The sequence below is a fragment of the Actinospica durhamensis genome, assembly GCF_018139695.1.
Classification (GTDB): Bacteria; Actinomycetota; Actinomycetes; order Streptomycetales; family Catenulisporaceae; genus Actinospica; species Actinospica durhamensis.
Map to the genome: position 1 here is coordinate 1 of NZ_JAGSOG010000275.1, position 11229 is coordinate 11229.

10 protein-coding genes are annotated in these 11229 nt (G+C 70.8%); 9 read left to right on the top strand and 1 reads right to left on the bottom strand.

Translation table 11 applies throughout. From position 1 onward, the window contains the following. Positions 1–551: 551 nt before the first annotated feature. The 7 genes from KDL01_RS33750 to KDL01_RS46185 all read left to right on the top strand — a co-directional run bounded on the left by KDL01_RS33750 (position 552) and on the right by KDL01_RS46185 (position 5965). Positions 552–1250 (top strand): CpaE-like family protein, encoded by a 699-nt coding sequence (locus tag KDL01_RS33750; RefSeq protein WP_212532747.1) that lies wholly within the window; start codon positions 552–554, stop codon positions 1248–1250. Further along, on the top strand, positions 1247–2590 hold the full coding sequence (locus KDL01_RS33755; protein WP_212532748.1) for a TadA family conjugal transfer-associated ATPase: 1344 nt from the start codon (positions 1247–1249) through the stop codon (positions 2588–2590). The genes KDL01_RS33750 and KDL01_RS33755 overlap by 4 nt, the downstream gene beginning before the upstream one ends. Further along, positions 2577–3350, top strand: a complete 774-nt coding sequence (locus tag KDL01_RS33760) for a type II secretion system F family protein (RefSeq protein ID WP_212532749.1) — start codon at positions 2577–2579, stop codon at positions 3348–3350. Before KDL01_RS33755 ends, KDL01_RS33760 begins: the two co-directional genes overlap by 14 nt. Then, positions 3347–4369 (top strand): type II secretion system F family protein, encoded by a 1023-nt coding sequence (locus KDL01_RS33765; RefSeq protein WP_212532750.1) that lies wholly within the window; start codon positions 3347–3349, stop codon positions 4367–4369. The genes KDL01_RS33760 and KDL01_RS33765 overlap by 4 nt, the downstream gene beginning before the upstream one ends. Positions 4370–4473: 104 nt before the next feature. After that, positions 4474–4788 (top strand): DUF4244 domain-containing protein, encoded by a 315-nt coding sequence (locus KDL01_RS33770; protein ID WP_246577376.1) that lies wholly within the window; start codon positions 4474–4476, stop codon positions 4786–4788. 11 nt (positions 4789–4799) lie between these two features. After that, entirely contained in the window at positions 4800–5207 is a 408-nt protein-coding gene (locus KDL01_RS33775; RefSeq protein ID WP_212532751.1) for a TadE family type IV pilus minor pilin, read from the top strand. Between the two features lie 47 nt (positions 5208–5254). Beyond that, positions 5255–5965 carry an Rv3654c family TadE-like protein gene (locus tag KDL01_RS46185; RefSeq protein WP_368861705.1) on the top strand — a complete coding sequence of 237 codons (711 nt, stop codon included), beginning with the start codon at positions 5255–5257 and terminating at the stop codon, positions 5963–5965. A 1303-nt stretch (positions 5966–7268) separates the two neighbouring features. Here the strand turns inward: KDL01_RS46185 and KDL01_RS33785 are convergent. Then, on the bottom strand, positions 7269–9605 hold the full coding sequence (locus tag KDL01_RS33785) for a DEAD/DEAH box helicase (protein ID WP_212532753.1): 2337 nt from the start codon (positions 9603–9605) through the stop codon (positions 7269–7271). Between the two features lie 215 nt (positions 9606–9820). Between KDL01_RS33785 and KDL01_RS33790 the strand changes: the two genes are divergently transcribed. Further along, the gene (locus KDL01_RS33790) at positions 9821–10162 is read left to right on the top strand and encodes an anti-sigma factor antagonist (protein WP_034266486.1); all 342 of its coding nucleotides are present in this window, start codon (positions 9821–9823) and stop codon (positions 10160–10162) included. 46 nt (positions 10163–10208) lie between these two features. Then, positions 10209–10712, top strand: a complete 504-nt coding sequence (locus tag KDL01_RS33795; RefSeq protein ID WP_212532754.1) for an ATP-binding protein — start codon at positions 10209–10211, stop codon at positions 10710–10712. Positions 10713–11229: the final 517 nt, after the last annotated feature.

Consider the following 11229-nt stretch of genomic DNA (forward strand, 5'->3'; position numbering starts at 1 on the left):
TGGCTGCGCCGTGAAGGTCCCACTCCACCTCACCGTGCCGCTGGCCCTCCGCCGCGCCCGCCTTTCCCCGCCTGCCGCGCAGCCTCCGCCGCGTCCCACCGCCCACGCCATGCCGTCCCGCCCACGCTCATCCCCCAGTCGGCGTCGTGAAGCTCCTGCCCCACGAAGGCCTTACCCCTCCGTTCCTCACCGCGCCATTCCTCACCGCGCCGCGCAGCCTCCGCCGCGTCTGACCGCCCAGCCCGTGCCGTGGAGCTTCCGCCGCGTCCGACCGCCTATCGTCCGACCTCCGCCGACGAATCTCGCCGTCCACCGCTCTCCTCGTCCCCAACGCGTGATGGGCACCCACTTCGCTCACCACCTGGCCTGAACGTCCCTTCATGTTTTGCATCAGCGGACTTATCCACAAGCTCAGGCCTCAGTTATCCACAGATTTCAATGAGCACTGGCATTGACGTCGCCTGATAGCCGATGGTGATGGCGTGGACACGCAAAGCGTCCACCCGGTGGCTCGCCCGCCGGCTGCCTCGGAGCAAGGGGGTCGAAGACCGATGCCGACCAGTGCGTCCCGCTATCACTCCGTGCCGTGCGTCGCGGTGCTCGGTGGCTGCGGCGGTGCGGGTGCGTCCAGCCTCGCCGCCGGGCTCGCCCGATCGGCCCTGCGTAGCGGCCGGGCCGTCGTCCTCGTCGACGGCGATCCGCTCGGCGGCGGCTTGGAGACTCTCCTGGCCGACGAGCTGTCCGCCGAACCCCGTGTTATCCCCGAGTCTCCGGCGTCGCCCATCACCCAGCATCTGCGTCCGCCGCGGGAATCCGGGCTGACGGTGCTCAGCTGGGGCCGTCCGGACGGCGCCTCGATCCCGCCGGACGCGATGCGCCAAGCGCTCGGCGAGCTGGCCGGAACGGCCGAACTCCTCGTCGTGGACCTGCCGCGCACCCTGGGCGATACGACCCGTGTCGCGGCCGCCTACGCCACCCACAGCCTGTTGATCGTTCCCGTGGCGGAGCGCGCCGCCATCTCCGCTCATCGTCTGCTGGCTCAACTCGGCGTACTCGGGCCGCGCCCCGGCCTCGTCGCTCGGCTGCCCTGCCGGGATCTGCTCGACCCGGGCCATCTGGCCAAACTGCTGCGACTCCCGCTCAGCGGCGTCCTCAAGGCGGGTCGCGATCGGTCCACGCTCCAGCGCGCCTCGCTCGACCGCTTCTGCCTGCGCTTCGTGGACTCGCTCTTCGGTGCGGTGACGGCATGAGCGTGCACACCTCGCCCGATGCCTCGGCGCTCGAGCCCGGCGGCGGAGTTCTCCATGCCCTCCATGCCCGGCTGGCCGCAGGCACCCTGGAGCCGGAGCCCGGTGCGATCCGCGCCGCACTGCTCGAGATGCGGTGCACGCTCGGCCCCGAGGGGCTCAACGCGCTGGCCCGTGTGGTCTGCGAGCAGTTCCTCGGTACCGATCCGATCGCCGCCCTGCTGCGCGACCCCGAGGTCACCGACGTGCTGATCAACGGTGCCGGTGCAGCCTGGGTAGAGCGCTCGGGCCGACTCGAGGCGGTGCAGAACGGCTTCGCCGACGAGGCCGCGGTCCGGCGCTACGCCCAGCGCCTGGCGGTGCAGGCCGGGCGACGGCTCGACGATGCGAGCCCTTACGTCGATGTCAGACTGCCGGACGGCAGCCGGATGCACGCGATCCTGCCGCCACTCGCGGTCGCTGGTACGACGATCTCGTTGCGCACTTCGCGCCGTCGAGCGTTCACGCTGAACGAACTGCACGAGATGGGCACCGTCAACGAACTCTGCATCACGCTGCTCTCCGAGATCGTGGCGAAGCGTGTCTCGTTCCTGATCACCGGCGGCGCGGGTACGGGCAAGACGACGCTGCTGTGCGCTCTGCTGTCCCTGGTCGAGCCTTCTGAGCGTCTGGTCCTGGTGGAGGACTGCGCAGAGCTGACTCCGTCACATCCTCATGTGATCCGACTCGAAGCGCGTCCGGCCAATCAGGAAGGTCGCGGCGAGGTGGGCGTGCGCGAACTCGTCCGCCAGGCGCTGCGCATGCGTCCGAACCGGATCATCCTCGGCGAGGCGCGCGGCGCCGAAATCATGGACCTGTTCACCGCGCTGAACACGGGCCACGAGGGCGGTTGCGGCACCCTTCACGCAAACCGGCCGCAGGATGTTCCGGCGCGAATCGAGGCCCTGGCTCTCATGGCGGGCGTCTCTCGCGAAGCGGTGCACAGCCAGGCCGCGGCTGCCGTCCGGCTCCTGCTGCATCTTGAGCGCGACAGTTGCGGGCGACGCAGGCTGCAGTCGATCGCGGTGCTGCGACGTCGCGCCGGTGCCGGTCCGCTGCAGGTGGCGCTCGCGCTCAGCTTCGACGAGTCCGGCAAGGTCCGCGACTGGCCCGGTCTCGGCCAGCTCGAGGAGGAACTCGGGCGCGGCGGGCGATTCGAGCCTGCCGTCCAGCGGACCCGTGCGACGAGCGAGGACTTCCCACGCGCCCTCGCCCAGGAGTTCGGCGGTCGCGACCGTTCCGACAACCACCGCAACGCCACCTTCCAGTCCTCCACGATGGAGACCCCTGATGAACGCTGTTGAAGTGCTGGGGCCCTTGGGATCCTTACTACGCCCGGGGCGGCGCCTGCCGGCGGTGCTGACCGTGCTCGCCGCAGTGCTGCTCAGTCTGATCTGCCGCTCGCTGATGCCGCTCGTGGTCGTGCCGCCGACGGTGGCGGTCCTGGGATACCGGCGGGCCCGACGCCGTGGCTGGGCGGAATACGACGCGCAACGCGAGGCAGTGGCCGGCCTCTGCACCGCTCTGCGTGCGGAACTCGAGGCAGGCTTGCAGCCGAAGGCCGCCTTCCTGTCCGCAGTCTGGAGTCGGCCCGAGTTGCGGGACATGGCCGAGCAGGCAAGCGGGCCCGGTGCGTCGCTCGACCTCGTCCGGCTCCTCGCCATCCAATCCGGACGTCCAGGACGCAGCGCCTTGCGGGCTTTGGCAGCGTGCTGGCATGCGGCGGACCGCCACGGCGTGAGGCTGACGGAGGCCGTGGCCGGCATCGAGGAAGGACTGCTGGCGGAATCCGCCCGGGTGCGCGCGGTGGCGGTGGAACTGGCCGGGATCCGCGCCACCATCATTCTCCTGGCCGCGCTGCCCGCCTTCGGTATCGCCCTCGGGCTCACGTTGGGCGCGGATCCCTCGGACATGCTGCTGCATCACACGCCCGGTCAGCTCTGCCTCGTCTTCGGCGTGGGCCTCGACCTGTGCGGGCTGCTCTGGACCGACCGGCTCGTCTCCGGGCTCAGGCTCGAACCGCGGAAGAACCTCATGGGGCGTGCACAGGAGGCATGGGCATGAACGTCAACGAGACAGGTGCCGAGATGACCGGCTTCAGAGACAAGCTGTGGCCGATTCCCTGGTCCGGCCCTCCCCGCGCCCGGAACATCCTGCTGATTCCCCAGCACGTCAACACCATGACCCAGCCGGCCAATCGGGCGTGGGAAGCGGCCTTGGCCATAGTGCTCGGAGTCTGTGCGATCGCGCTCCGGCAAAGCCGCGTGCCGACGCTTCCGAGCATGCCCGCCGTCGTGAGAACGGACCCGTTCGCGGTCGCATGGACCTCCGTCCGGCTGCGTCGACCGACAGTCCCGGACGCCGCCTGGGCAGTGCTGGGAGGTGCGGTGACAGCGTGCCTGATCGGCGGTCCGCTGGCGATCCCGGCGGCGCTGTTCGGCGCGATCGGCACCTTGGTGGGCCTGGCCCGGCAACGAGCAAAGGCCGGCATGCGGCAGAAAACCCGGGCATGCGCTCAGGTCCCGCCGCTCGCCGACCTCTTCGCCGCAGCTCTCGCGGCCGGGATGCAACCGGCCGACGCCGCACTGACCGTGGCCCACGCTTTCGGCGGGGAGAGCATGGTCGAAAGCACGACCGGATTGCCAAATGCGGTGTGCCCACCCGCCGGTCGAGGCACACGCCGCGAGATCGAGGGCACGGCTGTGGCGAAACGGTCGCGAGGCCAGGAGCGCGAAGCGTTGGCCGACGTAGACCTGCTGGCCTGCCGATTCCGGGACGCGGCGACGGCGCTGCGTGCGGGCACCGACGAAGACGCGGCGTGGAGCGCGTTGGCCGAGGACGAGGCGACAGCCCCGCTCGCCGCGGCCGTCATCCGCGCGGGGCGTACGGGAGCACCTGCGGCTGCCACGGTCGGCAGGGCAGCCCGTGAGCTGCGTGAGGCGGCGTCGGCAGCGCTCCTCGCAGAGGTCCGCGCAGTCGGCGTGCGCGCGACGGCACCTCTCGCGATCTGCTTCCTGCCCGCGTTCGTGCTCCTCGGCGTCCTGCCCACCGCTTTCGGCCTGCTTTCCCGAGTACACGCCTGATCCCCTAATGCCATGCCTTGCCAGACACGCCGAACCGCCGCCAGCGCCCTGCCAACCCTGACAACCGATTCCGCGCATTTCTCCCGCACGAAGAAAGGATCATCATGATGATCGCCCCGCACGAGCGCCTCGCCGCCCAAGCCTCAGCCCTTGCCCTGGCTTTCGCATGCGGTCCGACCCAGGGTGCCCTCGTTCACCTCGGCCCGAACCCGCACACGCGTGTCAGGCCGCGGCTGCGTCCGCGCCGCCGCGCGCGCTTCGCCTTCGACCGGGAGGCGGGGACGACCACGGCCGAATACGCCATCGGCACGCTCGCGGCCTGCGCGTTCGCCGCGGTGCTGTACAAGATCCTGACCGGGGGATCGGTCGCCGCGGCGCTGGACGGGCTCATCCACCGGGCCCTCGGCTTGGCTGGGTGATGCACGCATGGATGAGCCGTGTCCTGATTCCCGTCGGCGCCCGATTCCGGTGCCGGGCGGAAGGCTCGGAGGCCGGGTACGTCACCGCGGAGACGGCCCTGCTGCTCCCGGTGCTCCTCGGCTTCGGCTACGCGCTGACGATGCTCGTGCTGCTGGCGGGCGATCAGATCCGGTGTGCGGACGCCGCCTGGGAGACCGCGCGAGCGCTGGCCCGAGGCTCACCGAGCGCCGAGCTGACGGCCCTGGTCGGACAGTACGCGCCGGCGGGCGCGACCGCGACGGTCCGGATGGCTGACGGCTCGCTCACGGTGCAGGTGGAACACGACCGGGGCATCGTCAGCCGGTTCCTACCGGACGTCCGCGTCTCCGCGACGGCGACAGTGCCCTGCGAACTACGGGTTGAAGGGTGTGATGCATGAACTCCTCGATTGCACGACAGGCCCAATTCCACGCTCGACTCGTCACGATGCCCGCAATCCCCGGCAGCCGGTTATGGCCGTGCGTGCGCCGCTGGAGGCAGGCCGGGAGCAACGCGCCAGCCAGCCGGGACGGTAGTAACGCGCCAACCGGCCATCGGGACGGGAGCTACGCGCCAACCGGCCATCGGGACGGGAGCTACGCGCCATGCATCCATCGGGACGGGAGCTGTACGCCAACCGGCCACCGGGACGGGAGCTGCACGCCAACCGGCCACCGGGCCGGGCGGGAGCGCGGCTCGGCGACGATCTGGGCGGTCTGCGCACTGACCCTGATCTCGGCCGCGGTCTGCTGGGTCCTGCTGTGGGTTGCCGCGGAGGGAACGCGGCATTCGGCCGAACGGGCGGCGGACACCGCCGCACTCACCGCGGCCGAGGCGGCACTGCATCGGCTCGCCGACGAGAGTGGCCCATCGCCGTGCGACGCCGCTGCCCTGGCCGCTCACCGGGCGGGAGCGCGGCTGGTCTCGTGTGAGTGCGCGCCGCTGGACTGCTCGGTGTCGGTGAGCAGGAATATGCCGCTGCTCGGGTCATTCGCTGACGGGCTTCCGGGCACGGCGCGGATCGACACCGTCCAAGCCGGCAGCCGGGCTGGTCCCGTCGGAGAAGCCGGTGCCGACGGAGCCGGTGCCGGAGACGGATCGGATGGAGTCGGCGCCGGGCTGGACGGGTCCGGAGGAATCGGAGGCGGGATGGTCTGACTCGGGACGCTCAGAAGTAGGCGGAATGGAATCGGAGGTGGTCTGATCTGAAACGGGTGAAGTGGCGAAAGCCGAGGAACGGTAGGAGTCGAAGCCGGGGAAGGCATAGGAGGCAAAACCGGTGCCGGGTGCCGTATTCGGGGAACCGGGTACGTCGGGTTCCGACCTGATCGGGACGGCCCGATAGCTCGAGCCGGTCGGTCCGCACGTGTCCGGAGAGGGAGTCTGCGCCACCGACGCGGCACGGTTCGGCCAGTCGGCATTCTCCCAGCTCTCCGTGCCAGGACCGGGTCCACGCCCGTCTCCGCGAGCGCCCTCGTCTCCGCGCTGGCCCTGGCTCTTGTCCGAGTGTCCCTCCAGGTCCCAGCCCCAGTTCCCGTCCTCGCGCCAGTCCGGGCTCGTACCTGTCTGGCCGTGCTGGTTCCTGGGCGAGTGCGGGTCGAGGTCCGGGTGTCCATACGGATCTTCGCGCCAGTCCGGGCTCGTACCTGCCTGGCCGTGCTGGTTCCTGGGCGAGTCCGGGTTCGGGTACGGGTGCCCGTGTCGGTTCTCGTGCGAGGCCGGATTCGTGCCCGTCTGGCCGAACTGGTTCCTTTGCCAGTCCGGGTTCAAGTCCGGTCGTCCGTCCCAGTCCCCATCACGGGGCCAGTCCCAGTTCGAGTTGGGACGTCCCTCCCAGCCCTCGTAGCCGGGCCAGCCATGGTTTGTGCCCGGCTGCTCGCATCCGTATTCGTGGCCGACGCCGGGTCCGGACCCGGCTCCGGTCCCGGCACCAGTCCCGGATGCGGTCCCGGTCCAAGGTGTGGCTCCGGCTCCGGCTCCGGCCCTGCCTCGGTCGAGGCGCGGGTCCGCTGGATTCGCTGGGGCCGCCCGGTCCGCCGGGTTCAGGACAGGGTCGAAGCCCGGGCCTGCGTCTAGGTCCAGGTCATCCAGGTCATCCAGGTCGTCCGAGTCGACGCCTGCGGCTGCGGCGCGGAGGGCTCGGAGTTCGATGCCGCGCTCGCGGGAGCGGTGGATGCCGGCGGACAGGAGCCAGAGGGCGGCGAACAGGGCCCAGGTGCAGATGGCGCCGGCCAGGAAGATCTGGGCGGCGGTGGTGCGGACCATGACGCCGAGGAAGGCGAGTGAGTCCGGATGGTTCGAGTCGGCCACGATGCCGCAGGTCACCGCGACCACACCGATGATCACGGCCACCGCCACGGCTATCATCCGGCTCGCCTGCCTTCGCTGGGTCGGTCGCCTCATCGGTATCAGAGCCCGCTTGCTCAGCTCTTGTGTTCCTATGTGACAACCTGCATACCCGTCAGCTGGGCGTGAGTAAAACCTCCAGGAGGCGGATGGCACCCGTCTTGTCCAACGGTTCGTTACGGTTGCCGCACTTCGGGGACTGCACACAGGAAGGGCAGCCGGTGCGGCACTCGCAGGCGGCGATGGCGTCGCGGGTCGCTGCCAGCCAGTCCCTGGCCTTGGCGAAGCCGCGCTCGGCGAAGCCCGCTCCGCCCTGCAGTCCATCGTGTACGAACACGGTCGCGAGGCCGGTGTCCGGGTGCTCGGCGGCGGACAGGCCGCCGAGGTCCCATCTGTCGCAGTCGGCGAACAGGGGGAGCAGGCCGATCGAGGCGTGCTCGGCGGCGTGGGCGGCGCCGGGGATGTCGGGGGCGGCGAGCAGTGCGTCTTCGAGGCCGGCGGGTGTGACGGTCCACCAGACGGCCCGGGTGGTCAGCGTGTGCTCGGGCAGTTCCAGCTGCTCTTCGCCGAGCACCTGGCCCGTGCGCGAGTCCCGCTTGAGGTAGCCGACGACGCGGCTGGTCACCGCGACCGTGCCGTAGGCGATCCGGCAGTGGCTGTTCCAGTCCTCGGCCCGCTCCTCCTTGAGGATCCTGACCTCGGACTGTTCCCTGGCGTATGTCGCGTAGCCGGGGTCCTTCGCCTCGACTAGCGCTATCGACTCGTCCAAGTCGAGGTCGCGCACCAGGTAGCTTTCGCCCTGGTGCAGGTAGACCGCGCCCGGATGCACCGCTCCGGCCGCCGAGGCGCCGTCCGCCATGCCCAGCAGCCTGCCGGTGTCCGCCTCGATGATGCGCACCGGCTCGGCTCCGGAGCCCCGCAGGTCGCTCAGGTCCGCGGCCCGCTCGGGCCTGGTCCAGTACCAGGCGTCGGCCCGCTGGCGCAGCCAGCCGGAACGGCCGAGTTCCTCGGCCAGGGGGTGGGCACCGGGACCGAACAGATCCAGGTCGTCCTTGCGCAGCGGCAGCTCGGCGGCGGCCGCGCAGAGGTGGCCCCAGAGCACGTACGGGTTCGCCGGGTCGAAGACGGTCGCCTCCACCGGCTTGCCGAACAGCGCCTCCGGGTGGTGCACGAGGTAGGTGTCCAGCGGGTCGTCCCGGGCCACCAGGACGGCGAGTGCCTCCTGACCCGTACGCCCGGCTCGGCCTGCCTGCTGCCACAGTGACGCGCGAGTGCCCGGGTAGCCGGCCATCACGACGGCGTCCAGGCCCGCGATGTCCACGCCCAACTCCAGCGCGTTGGTCGCCGCGACGGCGGTGAGGCGGCCCGATTGCAGGTCGGCTTCCAGTGCCCGGCGATCTTCCCGCAGATATCCGGCGCGGTACGCGGCTACCTGTCGGCCGTCCACGCCGCGGCGTTCCAGGTGCTCCTTCGCCATGATGGACACCAGTTCGGCTCCGCGCCGGGAGCGGATGAACGCCACCGTACGGACCTGTTCGCCCGCCAGATCCGCCAGCAGTGTCGCCGTCTCGGCCACGGCCGTGCGCCGGGTCGGGGCGCCGAGTTCGCCGCGGACGTCGGTCAGCGGCGGCTCCCACAGGGCGAACAGCATCCTGCCGCGCGGCGATCCGTCCTGCGTCACGCTCTCGACTTCGAGGCCGGTCAGGCGCGACGCAGTGGCCTGAGGGTCGGCCGTGGTGGCCGACGCCAGGGCGAAGACCGGGTCCGCGCCGTAGTGGGCGCACAGCCGTCGCAGCCGCCTGAGGACGGCGGACACGTGCGCGCCGAAGACGCCGCGGTAGCCGTGGCACTCGTCCACCACGACGTACGACAGCCGTCTGAGGAACCCGGCCCATCTGCGGTGGTCCGGCAGCATCGAGTAGTGCAGCATGTCCGGATTGCTCAGGATGAACCGGCCGTGCTCCCTGATCCAGCGCCGCTCCTCGCCCGTCGTGTCGCCGTCCAGGCAGACCGCCGGGGGCAGCGGCAGGTTCAGCTCACGCAGGCGCCGCGCCTGGTCGGCGGCGAGCGCCTTGGTCGGAGCGAGGTAGAGCACGGTCGCGGAACGCCGTCGGGCGGCCGGGCCGGACGAGCCCTCAGCGTCGGTCAGCAGACGGGAGAGCGCCGGCAACAGATATCCCGCGGATTTTCCCGACGCGGTGCCCGTCGCCAGAATCGTGTGCCGACCGGCGTGCAGCAGCTCGGCGGCCTCGACCTGATGCGACCAGGGACGCTCCACGCCACCCTGCGTCAGCCGCTCCACCAGCAGCGGATGCGCCCACTGGGGCCACTCGGCGAACAGCGGCAGGCGGGCGTCGACCTGCTCGATGTGGACGGCGCTGCCCTCGCGCGAGGGGCCGCCCAGGAAGACAAGTCGCCGAAGGATCTCCTCAGCAGTGCGCGAACGTGGCATGGTAGTAAGAGGTTAGGCGCTCCTGGCCGTCGTGGTACGCACGAAGCCACTCTTCGTGGTGAAGCAGCGGTAGGGATTGCCCGAAAGCTGGGGCAATCCGTCACCGGCTGTCCCCGGAGAGTGATTGAATGCAGGGTACCGATGGAACCGGGCCCGGCTCGCGCGCTCGGCGAGACGGTTGCGGAATACGCATATGAAGCAGTGCTGGAGGACCCGTGGATCTGTACCTGTCGACCCGGCACGAAGGTGACCGCACGGTCATCGAAGTCGGCGGCGAAATCGACGTCTACACCGCCCCCAAGCTGCGCGAGCAGCTGGTGGACCTGGTGAACCAGGGGCGTTACCACCTTGTGGTGGACATGGAGGCGGTGGACTTCCTCGACTCCACCGGACTCGGTGTGCTGGTTGGCGGGCTCAAGCGGGTGCGCGCCCACGACGGCTCGCTGCGTCTGGTGTGCACCCAGGAGCGCATTCTGAAGATCTTCCGGATTACCGGTCTGACCAAGGTCTTCCCCATCCATCAGAGCGTCGAGGAAGCCACCTCGGCCACCGACTGACATCCCGCCGGCGGTGCACTCCAAGCTCGAGATTGCGGAGGATCAGATGACGGGTGTTGAGGCGGCCGGGTCCGCCGCGGCCGAAGAAGAGCAGGCGCCCGACGGCGTCTCGCTGCGCTTCGCGCCGCTGCCGGAGCACGTGCGCACCGCACGCCTGGTGGCCGTGGCGCTCGCTCGCCGTGCCGGCGTGGAGGACGGACTGCTCGACGAGGTCCGGCTGGCGGTCGGCGAGGCCTGCTCGCGGGCCGTCGGGCTGCACCGCTCGGTCGCGCCCGGAGAGCCGGTGCTCGTCCGCTTCGCCCCACCCGGAGAACGCTTCCGGGTGGAGGTGGCCGACCTGGTCACCGGCGGTCCCGTGCCCAAGCAGGAGGACGGCGGCGAGGGCGAGTCAGGCGGCGAGTCCGCGGGATTCGACCCGCACGGCGGCACCGAGGTCGACATGGGCCTGGCGGTGCTGCGCGGCCTGGTCGACGACCTCGAGGTGGAGACGGTGCCGGCCGGCGGAGTGATCCGGATGGGCTGGCCGGTGCAGCACCCTGATTACAGCTGAGGCTGCTGAACGGGTCAGCCGGTGGCGGATGCCGAGCCGGTGACGAGTGCTCAGCCGATGACGAGGGCTCGGCAGTGGCTGAGGCTCGGCAGCGGCTGGGACTCGACAGTGGCGAGGGCTCGGGCGAGGGCTCAGTCAGTGGGCTGCTTACGCCGAGTAGGCGAGCGGCGGGCAGGCGAGTAGGGGCTGAACTGAGTGGCTGGGCCCTGAGGGCTTGGCTGGTGAAGGCCGAGTAGACGTCGGCCTGGGGCCGTCTGCGGTGTGAACCGCGGCGGCCCCGCTTGCTGTCCGGGGGACGGCGGGTCGGCCGGAGCACAAAGTCCGGCGCGTGTGATCGGTCCAGCGGGGCGACTGACGGGTCCAGGTCGCAAGGTGGCGGGCGGCCTGTGGGCGACGGCGGCGCAGGGGGCATGGACCACGGTGGACAGCTTGCGGGCGACGGCGGCGTAGAGCACGGTCACGGTGGGTGGCGGGCGGCTTGTGGGCGACAGCGGCGTGGGGGCACGACCACGGTGGG